Origin of the sequence: Citrobacter sp. RHBSTW-00524, from assembly GCF_013747755.1 — a bacterium.
Classification (GTDB): domain Bacteria; phylum Pseudomonadota; class Gammaproteobacteria; order Enterobacterales; family Enterobacteriaceae; genus Citrobacter; species Citrobacter braakii.
This window is the reverse complement of the sequence record NZ_CP056421.1, coordinates 995,193-1,011,611: the sequence shown is the minus strand read 5'-3', so window position 1 is coordinate 1,011,611 and position 16,419 is coordinate 995,193. Positions and strand designations below refer to the sequence as shown.

General features: G+C 53.5%; 15 protein-coding genes. 8 read left to right on the top strand and 7 right to left on the bottom strand.

Going from position 1 to position 16,419, the window contains the following annotated elements:
- The first annotated feature begins 265 nt into the window (after positions 1-265).
- The 4 genes from mutH to HV229_RS04930 all read left to right on the top strand — a co-directional run bounded on the left by mutH (position 266) and on the right by HV229_RS04930 (position 3,260).
- Entirely contained in the window at positions 266-961 is a 696-nt protein-coding gene (gene mutH / locus HV229_RS04945) for a DNA mismatch repair endonuclease MutH (RefSeq protein ID WP_181546995.1), read from the top strand.
- A 75-nt stretch (positions 962-1,036) separates the two neighbouring features.
- Positions 1,037-1,750 (top strand): TerC family protein, encoded by a 714-nt coding sequence (locus tag HV229_RS04940; RefSeq protein WP_016154277.1) that lies wholly within the window; start codon positions 1,037-1,039, stop codon positions 1,748-1,750.
- A 144-nt stretch (positions 1,751-1,894) separates the two neighbouring features.
- Positions 1,895-2,113, top strand: coding sequence for a lipoprotein YgdR (gene ygdR, locus HV229_RS04935; protein ID WP_000758660.1), 219 nt, complete (start codon positions 1,895-1,897; stop codon positions 2,111-2,113).
- A gap of 106 nt (positions 2,114-2,219) precedes the next feature.
- Positions 2,220-3,260, top strand: coding sequence for an NADP(H)-dependent aldo-keto reductase (locus HV229_RS04930; protein ID WP_049041914.1), 1,041 nt, complete (start codon positions 2,220-2,222; stop codon positions 3,258-3,260).
- A 100-nt stretch (positions 3,261-3,360) separates the two neighbouring features.
- Here the strand turns inward: HV229_RS04930 and lplT are convergent, their stop codons facing one another.
- Together lplT and aas are read right to left on the bottom strand one after the other, a co-directional pair.
- A complete protein-coding gene (gene lplT, locus HV229_RS04925; protein ID WP_181546993.1) occupies positions 3,361-4,566 on the bottom strand; it encodes a lysophospholipid transporter LplT in 1,206 nt (401 codons plus the stop codon).
- On the bottom strand, positions 4,559-6,718 hold the full coding sequence (gene aas, locus HV229_RS04920) for a bifunctional acyl-ACP--phospholipid O-acyltransferase/long-chain-fatty-acid--ACP ligase (protein ID WP_181546991.1): 2,160 nt from the start codon (positions 6,716-6,718) through the stop codon (positions 4,559-4,561). Before aas ends, lplT begins: the two co-directional genes overlap by 8 nt.
- Before the next feature lie 598 nt (positions 6,719-7,316).
- On the opposite strand from aas, the gene galR reads away from it, so the two are divergent.
- Both galR and HV229_RS04910 read left to right on the top strand, forming a co-directional pair.
- Complete coding sequence (gene galR / locus HV229_RS04915) at positions 7,317-8,345, top strand: HTH-type transcriptional regulator GalR (RefSeq protein ID WP_016157382.1); 1,029 nt, start codon at positions 7,317-7,319, stop codon at positions 8,343-8,345.
- A gap of 13 nt (positions 8,346-8,358) precedes the next feature.
- Positions 8,359-9,369 (top strand): LacI family DNA-binding transcriptional regulator, encoded by a 1,011-nt coding sequence (locus tag HV229_RS04910; RefSeq protein WP_008785715.1) that lies wholly within the window; start codon positions 8,359-8,361, stop codon positions 9,367-9,369.
- Positions 9,370-9,420: 51 nt separating this feature from the next.
- Here HV229_RS04910 and lysA read toward each other — a convergent pair whose 3' ends face one another.
- On the bottom strand, positions 9,421-10,677 hold the full coding sequence (gene lysA / locus HV229_RS04905; RefSeq protein WP_016157384.1) for a diaminopimelate decarboxylase: 1,257 nt from the start codon (positions 10,675-10,677) through the stop codon (positions 9,421-9,423).
- Positions 10,678-10,795: 118 nt separating this feature from the next.
- Here lysA and HV229_RS04900 point away from each other — a divergent pair, with 118 nt between their 5' ends.
- Positions 10,796-11,731, top strand: a complete 936-nt coding sequence (locus HV229_RS04900; protein ID WP_016154283.1) for a LysR family transcriptional regulator — start codon at positions 10,796-10,798, stop codon at positions 11,729-11,731.
- Here the strand turns inward: HV229_RS04900 and HV229_RS04895 are convergent.
- The gene (locus tag HV229_RS04895) at positions 11,703-12,410 is read right to left on the bottom strand and encodes an aspartate/glutamate racemase (protein ID WP_047414387.1); all 708 of its coding nucleotides are present in this window, start codon (positions 12,408-12,410) and stop codon (positions 11,703-11,705) included. The two genes, HV229_RS04900 and HV229_RS04895, sit on opposite strands and share 29 nt — an antisense overlap.
- Before the next feature lie 138 nt (positions 12,411-12,548).
- Between HV229_RS04895 and HV229_RS04890 the strand changes: the two genes are divergently transcribed.
- On the top strand, positions 12,549-12,875 hold the full coding sequence (locus tag HV229_RS04890) for a cupin domain-containing protein (RefSeq protein ID WP_016154285.1): 327 nt from the start codon (positions 12,549-12,551) through the stop codon (positions 12,873-12,875).
- Between the two features lie 144 nt (positions 12,876-13,019).
- Here HV229_RS04890 and kduD read toward each other — a convergent pair whose 3' ends face one another.
- From kduD to HV229_RS04875, 3 genes are all read right to left on the bottom strand, one after another.
- The gene (gene kduD / locus HV229_RS04885; protein ID WP_016154286.1) at positions 13,020-13,781 is read right to left on the bottom strand and encodes a 2-dehydro-3-deoxy-D-gluconate 5-dehydrogenase KduD; all 762 of its coding nucleotides are present in this window, start codon (positions 13,779-13,781) and stop codon (positions 13,020-13,022) included.
- 57 nt (positions 13,782-13,838) lie between these two features.
- The gene (kduI, locus tag HV229_RS04880; protein ID WP_016154287.1) at positions 13,839-14,675 is read right to left on the bottom strand and encodes a 5-dehydro-4-deoxy-D-glucuronate isomerase; all 837 of its coding nucleotides are present in this window, start codon (positions 14,673-14,675) and stop codon (positions 13,839-13,841) included.
- 484 nt (positions 14,676-15,159) lie between these two features.
- Positions 15,160-16,338, bottom strand: coding sequence for an acetyl-CoA C-acetyltransferase (locus HV229_RS04875; RefSeq protein WP_016157388.1), 1,179 nt, complete (start codon positions 16,336-16,338; stop codon positions 15,160-15,162).
- Between the last annotated feature and the right edge of the window lie 81 nt (positions 16,339-16,419).

Genomic DNA, 16,419 nt, shown 5'->3' with positions numbered 1-16,419 from the left:
TTTCGTCGCACGTCAAGGCTGTAAATTGAAACAGTAGTGGGGGTTTTTCACAGTTATCCCATCTTTCTGTGGATAACATGGTGTAAGATCCTGTTCATTGTCAGTGACCAGAATTGGAAAACCCGCTTCGCTGTTGCGCAACTCTGCGTATGTGAATCTAAAAACCAATATAAATCATAGAATTGAATAAAGCATGTGGAAAAAGATAAACTCTGTCCACACGGTATAAAATCTTTGCTCATTTTTTCACCTAAGGGTTAACCCGATGTCAGAACTCCATCCGCTGCTTTCTCCCCCTGAATCTGAAGCCCAGTTGTTGAGCCAGGCACAGCTGCTTTCGGGCTACGCGCTGGGAGAGTTGGCGGCAATGGTGGGACTCGTCGCCCCCAAGGATCTCAAGCGCGATAAAGGCTGGATTGGCGTGCTACTGGAAATCTGGCTCGGCGCCAGTGCGGGCAGCAAACCGGAGCAGGATTTTGCGGCGCTGGGCGTGGAGCTGAAAACAATCCCAGTGGATAGCCTTGGCAGACCGCTGGAAACCACCTTTGTGTGCGTGGCACCGTTAACCGGCAATACCGGCGTTACCTGGGAAACCAGCCATGTGCGGCACAAACTTAAACGCGTTCTGTGGATCCCGGTAGAAGGCGAACGCAGCATCCCGCTGGCAGAGCGCCGCGTCGGCTCTCCCCTGCTGTGGAGCCCGAATGAAGAAGAAGACCGGCAATTGCGTCTGGACTGGGAAGAGTTGATGGACATGATAGTGTTAGGCCACGTCGAACGCATCACTGCCCGCCATGGGGAAGTGCTACAGCTGCGTCCTAAAGCCGCCAACGCCCGAGCGCTTACCGAGGCCATTGGCGCCCATGGCGAACCCATCCTGACCCTACCACGCGGTTTTTACTTGAAAAAGAACTTCACGCGCGCATTGCTTGAGCGACATTTCTTGTTCCAGGCGCAATAGGCACCGTCCGGTCTTTCACCCGCCGCGTTACGGGCCTATAATTACCGCTTCTTTTTTTTGGCAGGACTTTGTTCGATGTTATTTGCATGGATAACCGATCCTAACGCCTGGCTTGCGCTCGGTACGCTGACGCTGCTGGAGATCGTTCTTGGGATCGACAATATTATTTTCCTCTCTCTGGTTGTAGCCAAACTCCCGACAGCGCAACGCAATCATGCCCGACGTATTGGGCTTGCGGCGGCGATGATCATGCGTCTGGCACTGCTGGCCTCTATCGCCTGGGTAACGCGTCTGACAAACCCGCTATTCGAAGTGTTTGGCGAGGCAATATCAGCGCGCGACCTGATCCTTCTACTGGGGGGATTGTTCCTGATCTGGAAAGCCAGTAAGGAGATCCACGAATCCATTGAAGGTGAGGAAGAGGGGCTGAAAACCCGCGTTTCCTCTTTTCTGGGGGCGATTGTGCAGATCATGTTGTTAGACATTATCTTCAGCCTGGATTCCGTGATTACTGCGGTAGGCTTGTCCGATCATCTGTTTATCATGATGGCGGCAGTAGTGATTGCCGTGGGTGTGATGATGTTTGCTGCACGCCCGATTGGCGATTTTGTCGATCGCCATCCTTCGGTAAAAATGCTGGCGCTTTCGTTCCTGATTCTGGTCGGTTTCACGCTAATTCTGGAAAGTTTCGACGTCCACGTTCCGAAAGGATATATCTATTTCGCCATGTTCTTCTCTATTGCGGTAGAGACCCTGAACCTGTGGCGTAATAAAAAAAATCCGCTCTGATGAAATCCATCGCTCCCCGCACGGGGAGCGAATGCACGCCACACCTACCTCTTCTCACAGTTTAAGATTTTACTGCTTTCGCCATGCACAACTTCGCGTTATTACTAAACTATTGTCAGATGCAGGCCATGTGAGGATAAGCAGATGAAAAAATGGGCAGTTTTGATTTCCGCCGTAGGACTGGCTTTTGCCGTTTCCGGATGCAGCAGTGATTATGTAATGGCGACAAAAGATGGTCGAATGATCCTGACCGATGGAAAACCAGAAATTGACGATGATACCGGTCTGGTGAGCTATCACGACCAGCAAGGCAATGCGATGCAGATTAATCGCGATGATGTGTCTCAAATCATTGAACGCTGATGGTTGAGGTCAGCAGCGCGCTGGCCTTAACAATTTTACTTCCCTTTTTCTCTTCCCTCAGCCATTTTTATAATCCTTATGTCGTGATTATAAAAAGGAAACGGCTATGCAATATCACCGTATACCCCACAGCTCGCTTGAAGTCAGTACACTGGGGCTGGGCACAATGACGTTTGGTGAACAAAACAGCGAAGCCGACGCACATGCACAGCTCGATTATGCCGTAGAACAAGGCATAAATTTGATCGACGTTGCCGAGATGTATCCGGTACCGCCGCGTCCTGAAACCCAGGGTCTCACCGAAACCTACGTAGGTAACTGGCTCGCCAAACACGGCAGCCGTGAAAAGCTAATCGTTGCTTCTAAGGTCAGTGGACCTTCACGTAACAACGACAGCGGTATTCGACCGAATCAGGCGCTGGACCGTAAAAATATTCGTGAAGCGCTGCACGACAGTCTGAAAAGACTGCAAACCGATTACCTGGATCTGTATCAGGTTCACTGGCCGCAGCGCCCGACCAACTGCTTTGGTAAGTTAGGCTACAGCTGGGCGGACTCTGCGCCGGTCGTTTCGCTGCTGGATACGCTGGACGCGCTGGCAGAGTTTCAGCGCGCGGGGAAAATTCGCTACATCGGCGTGTCCAATGAAACCGCGTTTGGCGTGATGCGCTACCTGCACCTGGCGGACAAACACGATCTGCCGCGCATCGCCACCATCCAGAACCCCTACAGCCTGCTGAATCGCAGCTATGAGGTTGGACTGGCGGAAGTGAGCCAGTATGAAGGCGTTGAACTGCTGGCCTACTCTTGCCTTGGCTTCGGTACATTAACCGGTAAATACCTGAACGGCGCGAAGCCAGCCGGTGCACGCAATACGCTGTTTAGCCGTTTCACGCGTTACAGCGGTGAGCAAACGCAAAAAGCCGTTGCGGCCTATGTGGATATCGCGAAACGCCATAATCTGGATCCTGCGCAAATGGCGCTGGCATTCGTGCGTCGTCAGCCGTTTGTCGCCAGCACCCTGCTGGGAGCCACGACGATGGAGCAGCTAAAAACCAACGTTGAAAGCCTGCATCTGGAGTTGAGCGAAGAAGTACTGGCAGAGATTGAAGCGGTGCATCAGGTGTATACCTATCCTGCACCGTGACGGTTAGTGCCTTATGGCGCTACGCTTATCAGACCTACAAATTGCTGCTCTCTGTAGGCCTGATAAGGCGACGCTGCCATCCGGTACATTCATTGTTCACTCATCTCGTACCAGGCTGGCGGCGCTGCCAAATCCACAGCGCCGCAATCGCCAGCGCAAACAGCGCGCCGAATCCAATACCAATCGCTACCGCCGGGATCCCCACCAGCACTGCCAGTGAGTAAATCCCAAGCATCAGCAGCATCGCGCTGTTTTCGCCCAGGTTTTGCACCGCGATCGCATTACCCGCACCGACGCTTTTCTTGCCCCGCTCCTGCAGCAACGCATTCAGCGGTACCACAAAGAAGCCACCTGACACGCCGATAAGCATCAGCAACGCGTAAGCCGGAAGCAGCGCATGCTGAAGTGAGAAAATCAGCACCACGACGCCAATCAGGATCCCCGCTGGCATACAGCGCGACACGGTTTCCAGCGTCACCAGCTTCGCTGCCACTCCCGCGCCTACGACAATCCCAATCGCTACCATGGCATTGAGGTAGGTCGGCGTAGCGTTATCGGTGATGCCGAGCGCCACCGGAACCCACAGCACCAGCAGAAAACGCAGCGTGACGCCCGCGCCCCAAAAAAGGCTGGTTCCGACCAACGAAAAACGGGTTTCACCGTTGCGCCACAGCGAAGAGGCGGCGCAGAAGAAACTGCGCGTCATTTTCCCCAGATGCCAGGATTGGCCAGGACGAGCCGCGGCCAGTTTCGGGATGTACAGGTTAGCCACCACGGCGCCAGCATAGGCCAGCGCACAGGCAGAAAGTGCGGCAATCACATGCCAGTCGGCCAGAACGCCGCCGGCGACAGAACCGAGCAAAATCGCGGCGATGGTGGAGGCTTCCATCAGACCGTTGGCTTTCACCAGTTTGTCACCGGTGGTCAGTTCACCGAGAATGCCATACTTGGCCGGTGAATACGCGGCCGCGCCAATCCCCACCAGCGTATACCCGAGAAACGGATTAATGCCGAAGCAAATACTCGCCGCGCCCAGCAGTTTCAGGGCGTTCGCGAACATCATCACTCTGCCTTTGGCAAAGCTATCCGCCACCTGTCCAACAAATGGCGCAAACAGGATGTAAGCGCCCACAAACACCATTTGCAGGATTGGCTGGCTCCAGTCCGGATAAAATTGTTCCTTCAGCAGCGCCAGCGTGGCGAACAGCAGCGCGTTATCGCCAAACGCCGACAGAAACTGCGCGGCGATGACGGACATCATCCCTTTGGACCAGATTGAAGTGTTAGTGTGCGCTGACTCAATCATGTTGTTTTTCCGGCTCATCGACCCAGCTTTTCAGCGTAACAAAATCCGGCTTACCGCTGCCGAGTAATGGGAGTTGCTTCAGGTGGCGAATATCACGCGGTACGGCAAGTTCAGGCACGCCATGCGCTCGCGCATACTGCTGTAGTTTTTCACGTGTGAGTTCGCTGTCGGTAGTGAACAGCACCAGCGCCTCACCTTTGCTGGCATCGCTCTTGATCGCCGTGGCGTGCATTTTGTCTGCAGATACCGCCAATGCCAGTTGCTCAACCATTTCCAGCGAGACCATCTCTCCGGCAATTTTAGCAAAACGCTTGGCGCGCCCCTGGATCTGTACAAAGCCGTTTTCATCAAAGCGGACGATGTCTCCGGTGTCATACCAGCCGCGCTCAACCTCACCCTGCGCATTTTCTGCCGTCGGCACTTCCAGCACGCCAGGTTTTTCGACGCGCAAATAGCCGCTCATAATATTCGGGCCTTTCAGTTGTAAACGCCCACCGTCCTCAATACCCGGAACAGCCAGCAGTCGGGCATCCATGCCAGGCAAGATGCGCCCTACCGTTCCTGATTTTGCCGCCATCGGCACATTGATCGACACAACCGGCGCACATTCCGTCACGCCATAGCCTTCAAGGACGCGCAGGCCAAATTTCTCCTGCCATAGCTGCTTTGTGCTGTCTTGCAGTTTTTCTGCGCCTGCCACCACATAGCGCAGGCGGTGGAAATCGTACGGATGCGCGAAACGCGCATAGTTGCCGAGGAACGTTGAAGTACCAAACAACACGGTGCAGTTCCGGTCGTATACCAGCTCCGGCACAATGCGGTAATGAAGCGGGCTGGGATAAAGAAACACTTCCGCACCGGTCAGTAGCGGTGTGAATAATCCCACCGTCAGGCCAAAGGAGTGGAACAGCGGCAGCGCCGACATAAAGCGGTCATCGGCGGTGAAATCGGCAATCGTTTTAATCTGCTCAACGTTCGCCAGAATACTCTTGTGGCTGTGGACCACGCCTTTCGGATGGCCTTCCGAACCAGACGTAAAGAGGATCACCGCAGCCTCTTCCGGCTGCTGTTTCACCTGCGCCAGATGCGGTGCCAGCAGATGTGAGAAAATCCACAGCTTATCGCTCAACGTCACATCGGCTTTTAAATCTTCCAGATAAACCCAGCGTACCTGGGTGAGCTGTTCCGGTAGATGCCAGAGTTTGCCTTTATCGAGAAACTGTCGGGAAGTGAAGATCGTTTTGATTTCAGACGCAGTAATGGCGCTGGTTAACCCTTTCACGCCCGCCGTGTAGTTCATCATGGCCGGAATGCGTCGACGCGCAATGGCACCCAAAATGACCGCCGCGCTGATCCCCGCATTTGGCAGCATCAGGCCGATTTTTTCACCTTCGGCGCTGTATTTTTCCAGAATACGGGCCACAAAGAGCGTCTTAGTCAGCAGTTTGCGGTAGCTGTCCGGCGTAAAGTTAACATCTTCAATGCAGTTTTTGCCCGCGCCAAAACGGTATTTTGCCGCCAGCAGCGACTCGTATAGCGTTTCACGCGGGCGTACCGCCATGCGTGCTTCCATCATAATTTGATGCAGCATTTCACCGGCGATTTTGCGGCGATCGCGGGCTCGCGGGGCTTCCGGCATTGGCATTTGGGTCGGCGGTAGAATGTGCAGTTGGATACGCGGGAAGAATCGCTGTTTAACCAGACCTTTCAGGCGGCTGAAGTGGGAAAGCTCTGCTCCCTCAATGCGGACAGGAACGACCGTCGCTCCCGACTTCGCGGCGACAAACCCGGCACCGTCATATATTTTCATCAACGAACCGGTGGTCGAAATGCGTCCTTCGGGAAAAATCACCACCGGACGGCCCTGCTCGACCAGACGGACCAGATGCTTAATCGACATCGGTTTGGTTGGGTCTAACGGCACAAAGTCAATCAGCGGGGTTAGCCAGCGCATATACCATTGCTGGCTGATCGAGGTGTAAACGGCGAAGACGGGACGAATCGGTAAAAATAGCGCCAGTAGGATGCCGTCTATAAATGAGACATGGTTGGGAGTGATTAGAACGCGTTCTCCCTGTAGCGCGCTGACATTGCCCGTGACGCGAACGCGGAAAAGCACGCGAAACAGATTACGAAAAAAGCCAAATAGCATCTCAACTCCCTGTGCCATTAATTATAGAAACATTAATGGTGGGAGAGTATACGAGTTGGGGAATGGGCGCGACAGGTAAACAGGTAAATACAGTCCGAAAAAAAACCTGCGCATCCGCGCAGGTCGGTGCAAGAGACAGGTACGAAGTGCGTACCGAATAATCTCACCAATCAATACCTCTGGGATCTTGATTGTGGTCGTCAGCAGCCAGATACGCCAGTACGAAAACGCAAAGGAATGAACCCAAATGCAACGAGTTGTGTAAATTATCGGTTACTGTTACAGATAGGCTGAAGGCAAAAAAAAACCTGCGCATCTGCGCAGGCTGGTGTAATTCTAGTGATCAACCCGAAAGTTGATTTCACCTATCAATACCTCTGGGATCCCAACTTTAGCAATCCGCTCAGTTCTCCCACCAGCGAACAATCGCAACAGCACATCGCAAAGTGTAAGCAAAAATTAGCATTTTCTATTTTCTGTCTTACTTCGCTCGCGCGCGCTCACATTTGCGAGGTCCTGACGGGCAATCTGCTTGAACAGCCAGCCATTTTCCGTAACACTGACGGAATGTAAGCGTTTACCCACAACAGGTACTATCATGGCGACCATAAAGGATGTAGCCCGACTAGCTGGTGTATCAGTCGCCACCGTTTCTCGAGTGATCAATGATTCCCCCAAAGCCAGCGAAGCATCGCGTCTGGCCGTAACGAGTGCAATGGAATCACTCAGCTACCACCCCAATGCGAATGCGCGTGCACTGGCGCAACAATCCACTGAAACCATCGGTCTGGTCGTTGGTGATGTGTCCGATCCATTCTTTGGGGCAATGGTTAAAGCTGTCGAGCAGGTGGCCTATAACACCGGGAATTTTTTGCTGATTGGCAACGGCTACCATAATGAACAGAAGGAACGTCAGGCGATTGAACAGCTCATTCGCCACCGCTGCGCGGCCCTTGTTGTCCATGCCAAAATCATCCCGGATGCGGATTTGGCTTCATTAATGAAGCAAATCCCCGGCATGGTATTGATTAACCGAATTCTGCCGGGATTCGAACAACGCTGCGTTGCCCTCGATGACCGTTTCGGCGCATGGCTCGCTACCCGACACCTTATTCAGCAGGGCCATACGCGCATTGGCTACCTGTGTTCCAATCACAGTATTTCTGATGCGGAAGATCGTCTGCAAGGCTATTACGACGCGCTGGCGGAGAGCAATATACCGGTAAGCGATCGACTGGTGACGTTCGGCGAACCGGATGAAAGCGGCGGTGAACAGGCCATGACCGAGTTACTTGGTCGTGGCAAAAACTTCACTGCGGTAGCCTGCTACAACGACTCAATGGCGGCTGGCGCCATGGGCGTATTGAATGATAACGGCATTGATGTGCCGGGAGAAATCTCGCTGATTGGCTTTGATGATGTGCTGATTTCCCGCTATGTGCGCCCACGTCTGACCACGGTACGCTATCCCATTGTGACGATGGCAACCCAGGCCGCTGAACTGGCGCTCGCGTTGGCGGAGAAGCGACCCGCACCTGAAATTACCCACGTCTTTAACCCAACTCTGGTGCGTCGCCATTCCGTTTCGGCGCTGACAGAGCCGGGGAACTCATCGTCAAACGATTAACCAGGATTGCGTCATGACTACGATGTTGGACGTTTCACGACACGCAGGCGTCTCAAAAGCGACCGTTTCGCGCGTACTAAATGGAACGGGTCAGGTAAAAGAGAGCACGCGCCAGAAAGTGTTCAAGGCCATGCAGGCACTCGATTATCGGCCCAACTTTTTAGCGCGCTCTTTAGCGAATCGCACCAGCAACAGCATTGGCCTGGTGGTTTCCACATTTGATGGATTCTACTTTGGCCGCCTGCTACAGCAGGCCTCGCGCCAGACGGAGTCTCACGGCAAGCAGTTGATCGTCACCGATGGTCACGACACGCCGGAGCGTGAGCAGGAAGCCGTGCAAATGCTGGCCGACAGGCAGTGCGACGCCATTATTCTCTATACCCGCTATATGAGTGAAAAGGCGATTATGTCGCTGATGAACAGCATTGCGATGCCCTTGCTGGTCATCAACCGTGATGTCAGTCAGGCCCGCGATCGCGCGATTTTCTTTGAGCAGGAAGACGCGGCGTATCAGGCGGTCAATTATCTGATCTCGCAGGGGCACAGCGATATTGCTTGTATCACCGTGCCAGGCCATACGCCTACCGGTAAATCCCGCCTGATGGGGTATCGTAAGGCTCTGGAAAAAAACGGTATTCCCTGGGATCCTGATAAGGTTAAATACGGCGACTCCACGATGACGCGAGGCTATGAAGCCTGTCGAGAACTGCTGGAGGAAGGGGTGAAATTCAGCGCCCTGTTCGCCTGTAACGATGACATGGCATTAGGTGCATCAAAAGCGTTACATCAGGCCGGACTGAGGATCCCGACGGACGTCTCGCTGTTTGGTTTTGATGATGCGCCCAGCGCCAAATGGCTGGAACCGGGGTTATCTACCGTTTATCTGCCGATTGATACCATGATAACCACGGCAATTGACCAGGCTATACGTCTGGCCAACGGTGAGAGCGTGGAGCCGATCCCTCCGTTTACCGGCAAACTGGTATTACGTGACTCAGTAACGCTCGGACCGTACTTTAAGTAATATGAAAAAGAGCCGGATGGCGACGCAAGCACCTTATCCGACCAGCTTTACTCAGATTAATTCCAGCGCTAACAGCTCATCAATGGTCTGGCGACGACGAATCAGTCGCGCCACGCCGTTATCAAACAAGACCTCCGGCAGCAGCGGGCGGCTATTGTAGTTTGACGACATTGACGCTCCGTACGCCCCGGTATCATGCAAAACCAGATAATCACCCGGCGCCACCGCAGGCAACAGACGGGTTTCCACATTTCCGCCTTCCTGCTGGGTAAACACGTCGCCTGATTCGCACAGCGGTCCGGCCACCACGGTCTCTCGTTGAGGAGTTTGTTGCAGAGAACGACCATCTCCCGCCAGCGCGGAGATATGGTGATAGCTACCGTACATGGCCGGGCGCATCAGATCGTTGAAGCCCGCATCGATCAGCACAAAGTGACGGCTGCCCATCTCTTTTACGCTGCGCACCTGCGCCACTAACACACCAGCTTCCGCGACCAGGAAACGCCCTGGTTCGATCTCCAGTTTGACGGCATGACCCAGATGACGCGCAATACTATCGCGCGCGGCGTTCCACAATCCAAAATAGTGATCGGTGTCGATCGCCTCTTCACCTTCGCGATACGGGATTGATAAACCGCCGCCTGCGGAGATCGCCTCCAGATCCTGACCAAATTCCACCACCTGACGCACCATCGCGCCGCACACCTGCTCCAGATGCGCGTAGTCCACGCCAGAGCCGATATGCATATGAATACCTACCAGCTTCAGCTTATAGCGCTGAATTACCTCCAGCGCCGCCGGAAGATCGCTGTACCAGATACCGTGCTTGCTGTTCTCTCCCCCGGTATTGGTTTTCTGACTGTGTCCATGCCCAAAGCCAGGGTTTACGCGGAGCCACACGCGATGGCCCGGCGAGAGCTGGCCCAGTTGTTCCAGCATATCGACCGACCCGGCATTTACCGGAATGCTCAATTCATGCACCCGGGCGAGCGTCGCTTCATCAATCATATCGGCGGTAAAGACAATCTCATCTTTGCCCGGTACAAAACCTGCCGCCAGCGCGCGTTCAATTTCGCCAAGCGAGACGGAATCGACCTTCACGCCCTGCTCGCGCATCAGGCGCAAAATATGAATATTCGAACATGCCTTCTGGGCAAAACGCACCACGTCAAACTGACTCAGTTTGGCAATCTGCGCGCGAATAATCTGCGCATCATAGACCCACACCGGGCAGCCGAATTCGGCAGGCAGGCGCAACAGGTTGTCGGCGGTCAGGTCAGTGTCTGTGTTGTTGAGTGGGCGTGGCATGGTGTGCTCCGGTATTGGCTTTTTTATGATTACGCCACAGCCCAAAAAGAATAAAAAATATCGTTTTATCGTGAGTCTATGCAAAAATGATATGGATTAGCTCATTCGAGGATTGCTTATGCCCGCGGTTAACCTGCGTCACATTGAAATTTTTCACGCCATCATGACCGCAGGCAATCTGACGGAAGCCGCGCGCATGCTACATACCTCGCAGCCCACCGTCAGCCGGGAACTGGCCCGATTCGAAAAAGTCCTGGGATTAACGCTGTTTGAACGCACGCGTGGGCGACTGCATCCAACCGTGCAAGGCTTACGTCTGTTTGAAGAGGTACAACGTTCGTGGTACGGCCTGGACAGAATTGTGAGCGCCGCCGAAAGCCTGCGCGAATTTCGTCAAGGTGAATTGTCGATTGTTTGCCTGCCGGTATTTTCGCAGTCCTTTTTACCGCCGCTGCTGCAGCCATTTCTCGCGCGCTATCCGCAGGTCAACATTCAGATCGTGCCGCAGGAGTCACCACTGTTGGAAGAGTGGCTGTCGGCGCAGCGCCACGATCTGGGGTTAACGGAAACGCTGCATACGCCTGCCGGAACGAAACGCACCGAATTGCTGGCGCTGGATGAAGTGTGTGTACTGCCGCAGGGGCATCCGCTGACCGAGAAAGCGGTATTAACGCCGCAGGATTTTCAGGGAGAGAACTACATCAGCCTGTCGCGGACCGACAGTTACCGTCAGCTATTGGACACCCTGTTTAACGAACATCAGGTGAAGCGCCGCATGGTGATTGAAACCCACAGCGCCGCTTCAATTTGTGCAATGGTGCGGGCGGGCGTGGGGATCTCGGTGGTAAACCCACTGACCGCGCTGGATTATGCCAGCAGCGGAGTGGTTATCCGCCGCTTCAGTATTTCGGTACCCTTTACGGTCAGCCTGATCCACCCACTTCATCGCCCTGCCTCGGCGCTGGTCGATGCTTTTACGGCGCATCTGCAAGCTCAACTCCCGAGGCTTATCGATCCGCTGGAGGCTATTTTGTATCCACAGACGAAAGCATAAACGCCACCGCATCTTGCGCATGGATTGCCGCGGTGTCGAAAACCGGTAATGGACTTAGCTCGGCTGGAACCAGCAGACCAATCTCGGTACAGCCAAAGATAACCCCTTGAGCGCCCTGTTTAGCCAACTGATCAATTACGCTCAGGTAGTAGTCGCGGGAAGCGTTGCTGAACTCACCGAGGCACAGCTCGTCGAAAATAATCTGGTTTATTTTCTGACGATCATCAGCCTCAGGAATAAGCGTGCTAATACCAAATTCAGTCTGTAGACGTCCGCGGTAAAAATCCTGCTCCATGGTGTAGCGCGTACCCAGTAGCGCCACGTTGTTCAGCTGCTGTTTTTGTATGGCCCGACCCGTCGCATCGGCAATATGCAGGAACGGCACGTCACAGGCGGTTTCAATCGCCTCAGCAACTTTGTGCATGGTGTTGGTACACAACACAATCCCTTCCGCTCCGGCTTGCTGAAGCCCTGCGGCGGCCTGCGCGAGGATCTCCCCAGCTCGCTGCCAGTCACCGCCAGACTGACAGGCTTCGATCTCGTGAAAATCTACGCTGTGCAACAGAATCTGCGCCGAGTGCAGGCCACCCAGACGCTGTTTTACCCCTTCATTAATGAGTCGATAATAAGGAATGGTGGATTCCCAGCTCATACCGCCTAACAGACCGATCGTTTTCATCATTTCCCCCTGATTTGTTGTTATCTCTCCAGTGAACCAAAGATGTGATCAACTTTCCACATCTGTTGGCGTGCATTTCTTTTTTTAATTTTCTGATATAGGTTTAATGAAACATTGTTTTAATTACAGGAATACCGGATGTTTATTTTTCATAAAGAGACCACCCTTGAAGATCTGGGCAATGGCGTTACCCGACGCATTCTTGCTCACGACGGTAAAATGATGGCGGTTGAGGTGAACTTCGAGCAAGGCGCGATTGGCCCGATGCACAATCATCCGCATGAGCAGCTGACTTACGTTTTGTCTGGGGAGTTTGAATTTACCATCGGCGAAGAAAAGCATGTCGTTAGGGCAGGCGATACCCTATATAAACAGCCCAACATTATGCATGGCTGCGTCTGTTTAAAACCGGGAACGCTACTGGATACCTTTACGCCCATGCGCGAAGATTTTCTGCCTGCGTAATTTTATCTGTTCGTAATCTGCCTGGCGGCATAATGTTGTTCCAGAGGGAATGAATATGTCGCCTCCGGTGTATTGCTACATTCACCTTATGTTTAACCGACAAAACCTGCCAAAGGGCAGGGTTTGTCGGTTCTGGAAAGCGGATTAACGCGCCAACCAACCGCCGTCTACCGCAACGGTATAGCCGTTGATATAGTCAGATGCGCTGGATGCCAGGAACACAATCGGCCCCATCAAGTCACTCGGCAGACCCCAACGACCCGCCGGGATACGATCGAGAATTTCTGCGCTACGCTGCTCATCAGCGCGCAGCTGTTGAGTGTTGTTTGTCGCCATGTAACCCGGCGCAATTGCGTTGACGTTGATGTTATGTTTGGCCCACTCGTTCGCCATCAGGCGGGTGACGCCCATTACGCCGCTTTTAGACGCGGTGTAAGACGGCACGCGGATCCCGCCCTGGAAAGAAAGCATAGAGGCGATGTTGATAATTTTGCCGCCGTTACCCTGAGCGATAAAGTGCTTCGCCGCGGCCTGAGACATAAAGAACACGCTCTTAATGTTCAGGTTCATCACGTCGTCCCAGTCTTTTTCACTGAAGTCGATCGCATCGTCACGACGGATAAGACCTGCGTTGTTGACCAGAATATCGATATGACCGAATTCTGCCACTGCGCGCTCCAGCAGCGCCGGAATGCCGTCAATTTGACGCAGGTCGGCGGTCAGACTTAAAAAACGGCGCCCCAGTGCGGTCACGCGTTCGATAGTTTCCGTCGGTTCAACGATGTTGATCCCCACGATATCGCAGCCCGCTTCAGCCAAACCCAACGCCATACCCTGACCCAGGCCAGTGTCACAACCGGTCACAACGGCGACCTTACCTTCAAGAGAGAATGCATTCAAAATCATTGTAAATCCTTAATTTTTTATAATGCCCGCCGCAGCAGGCACGGCTATCGCCCGCAACTAGCGCAGATCTTTGACCGCTACATGGTCCATATCATCAAAGACCTGGTTTTCGCCGACCATGCCCCAAATGAACGTATAAGCTTTTGTGCCAACGCCGGAGTGAATTGACCAGCTCGGCGAAATCACCGCCTGCTCGTTGTGCATCACAATATGACGCGTTTCCTGAGGCTGCCCCATCATGTGGAAGACGCAGGTATCTTCTTCCATATTGAAATAGAAATAGACTTCCATACGACGTTCATGGGTATGACACGGCATGGTGTTCCACAGGTTACCCGGCGCCAGTTCGGTCAGACCCATGCTCAACTGGCAGGTTTCCAGCACATCCGGCACAAAATATTTGTTGATGGTACGACGGTTACTGGTGAGGTCATCGCCCAGCGTCACTGGCGCAACGTCTGCTGGCGTGACTTTTTTGGTTGGATAAGTCGTGTGGGCCGGCGCGCAGTTGTAGTAAAACTTCGCCGGTTTCGCCGTATCGATACTGGCGAATACCACTTCTTTGGCCCCTTTCCCGACGTACAGCGCGTCACGATGACCAATTTCATAGCACTGGCCGTCAACGGTAATCGTGCCCGGGCCACCGATGTTAATCACACCCAGCTCACGACGCTCGAGGAAGTAGGTTACGCCCAGCTGTTTGCCGACTTCGCCACCCACAGAGACGGTTTTGGCTACTGGCATAATGCCGCCAACAATGATGCGGTCAATGTGGCTGTAGACCATGGTGTATTCATCTGCGACAAACACTTCTTCGACCAAAAACTCATTACGCAGCTCCTGAGTGTCCAGGGTTTTCGCATGCGCACTATGGATGCTTTGTCTTACGTCCACATTTACCTCCAGTGATAAATTGACCGTGAATGCTTAAACGAATAGCAAAACGCTGTTCCGTTTTATCTTATGCGCTCATGATATCCCTCCCGGAATGGGTTTTCAATTACAAATAAAACAACGTTTCACTTTTTCTGCATCTTATTATCAAAAGTGTAATTGCGATCACGCTAGCGCATATAAATCGCGGGAACGGTTTCAATAAAATTATTTAAAACAATTAGATAGATAAAAATAAACAAGAGTAGTTCATGAGGGGTAGGGATAAGACATTGAAAATACAGCCAGCCTCACACGCCGTTCACACACCTTTTCTAACAAAGTGCGCTGTTAATCACATGAAATGAAACACCGTTTTGATACGTTAACAGAGTTTAGAGTGTATGTTTCTGTAACTGGCCTTGCCCTCCTGTTGGAGGGCTTTTTTATAGATGCAGGGGATATACAGCGGGAAAGGCGTTTAAGCAGAGAAAACTACGGGTGGTTAATCTCGTTCGATAGCGAGCGCCACGCCCTGACCACCGCCGATACATAACGTTGCCAGGCCCTTGTGCGCCCGACGCTTCACCATTTCATGCACCAGTGAAACCAGAATACGGCAGCCAGATGCGCCAATCGGATGACCGAGCGCAATGGCTCCGCCGTTCACATTCACCCGCCGTTCATCCCACTCCAGCATTTTTCCAACGGACAATGCCTGTGCGGCAAAGGCTTCGTTGGCCTCGATAAGATCAACATCAGCCAGTTGCCAGCCCACACGCTCAAGGCAACGGCGCGTCGCGTACACCGGCGCAATTCCCATGAGCGCGGGATCAACCCCGACGCTGGCAAAGGCACGAATGCGAGCCAGCACCGGCAAATTCAGCTCCAGGGCCTTGGCCTCGCTCATCATCATCACCGCAGCGGCGCCATCATTGATGGATGACGCGTTGCCCGCGGTTACTGAGCCGAGCCTGTCGAAGGTCGGATCCAGACGCGCCAGCCCTTCTGCGCTGGCATCGGTGCGCGGCTGTTCGTCGGTATCCACCACGAACGATTGCCCATTACGCTGCGTTACCACCGGCACGATTTCATCTTTAAAGCGCCCGGCGTCAATTGCCATCCGCGCCTTGTGCTGCGAATGCAGTGCGTAGGCATCCTGCAGTTCACGGCTGATGCCATATTCCCGCGCCAGATTTTCCGCGGTAACGCCCATATGGTAATCGTTGAAAGCGTCCCACAGGCCGTCATGCACCAGGCTGTCGACCAGTTGACTGTTGCCCAACTGTGCGCCGGTACGGCTATCAGTAAGGACATGCGGCGCACGGCTCATATTCTCTTGTCCGCCCGCAATCACAATGTCGGCTTCGCCGCACTGGATAGCCTGGGTCGCCAGATGCAGCGCTTTCAGACCCGAGCCGCAGACATCGTTAATGGTGATGGCGGAGACGGTATTGGGTAGCCCACCATTGATGGCGGACTGACGCGCCGGGTTTTGCCCGGCACCTGCGGTAAGCACCTGTCCGAGGATCACTTCATCCACAGCGTGAACGTCCACGCCCGTGCGCTCCAGTAACGCCCTGACTACCATGCTACCTAATTCAACGGCAGAGTGGCGCGCCAGCGTCCCCTGGAAGCAGCCGATCGGTGTCCGTAACGCCCCGACTATCACAACCTCTTTCATCACCACCTCAGCGCAAAATAACACCGCAATAGTAGATGATTGTTAAAAAGAGTTATCAAGGTTGTTTAAAAACGGTGATTT

Excerpts from the sequence above, each read along its gene's own strand:
- mutH (WP_181546995.1), top strand. The coding sequence starts at position 266 with ATGTCAGAACTCCATCCGCTGCTTTCTCCCCCTGAATCTGAAGCCCAG.
- HV229_RS04940 (WP_016154277.1), top strand. The coding sequence starts at position 1,037 with ATGTTATTTGCATGGATAACCGATCCTAACGCCTGGCTTGCGCTCGGT.
- ygdR (WP_000758660.1), top strand. The coding sequence starts at position 1,895 with ATGAAAAAATGGGCAGTTTTGATTTCCGCCGTAGGACTGGCTTTTGCC.
- HV229_RS04930 (WP_049041914.1), top strand. The coding sequence starts at position 2,220 with ATGCAATATCACCGTATACCCCACAGCTCGCTTGAAGTCAGTACACTG.
- lplT (WP_181546993.1), bottom strand. The coding sequence starts at position 4,566 with ATGATTGAGTCAGCGCACACTAACACTTCAATCTGGTCCAAAGGGATG.
- aas (WP_181546991.1), bottom strand. The coding sequence starts at position 6,718 with ATGCTATTTGGCTTTTTTCGTAATCTGTTTCGCGTGCTTTTCCGCGTT.
- galR (WP_016157382.1), top strand. The coding sequence starts at position 7,317 with ATGGCGACCATAAAGGATGTAGCCCGACTAGCTGGTGTATCAGTCGCC.
- HV229_RS04910 (WP_008785715.1), top strand. The coding sequence starts at position 8,359 with ATGACTACGATGTTGGACGTTTCACGACACGCAGGCGTCTCAAAAGCG.
- lysA (WP_016157384.1), bottom strand. The coding sequence starts at position 10,677 with ATGCCACGCCCACTCAACAACACAGACACTGACCTGACCGCCGACAAC.
- HV229_RS04900 (WP_016154283.1), top strand. The coding sequence starts at position 10,796 with ATGCCCGCGGTTAACCTGCGTCACATTGAAATTTTTCACGCCATCATG.
- HV229_RS04895 (WP_047414387.1), bottom strand. The coding sequence starts at position 12,410 with ATGAAAACGATCGGTCTGTTAGGCGGTATGAGCTGGGAATCCACCATT.
- HV229_RS04890 (WP_016154285.1), top strand. The coding sequence starts at position 12,549 with ATGTTTATTTTTCATAAAGAGACCACCCTTGAAGATCTGGGCAATGGC.
- kduD (WP_016154286.1), bottom strand. The coding sequence starts at position 13,781 with ATGATTTTGAATGCATTCTCTCTTGAAGGTAAGGTCGCCGTTGTGACC.
- HV229_RS04875 (WP_016157388.1), bottom strand. The coding sequence starts at position 16,338 with ATGAAAGAGGTTGTGATAGTCGGGGCGTTACGGACACCGATCGGCTGC.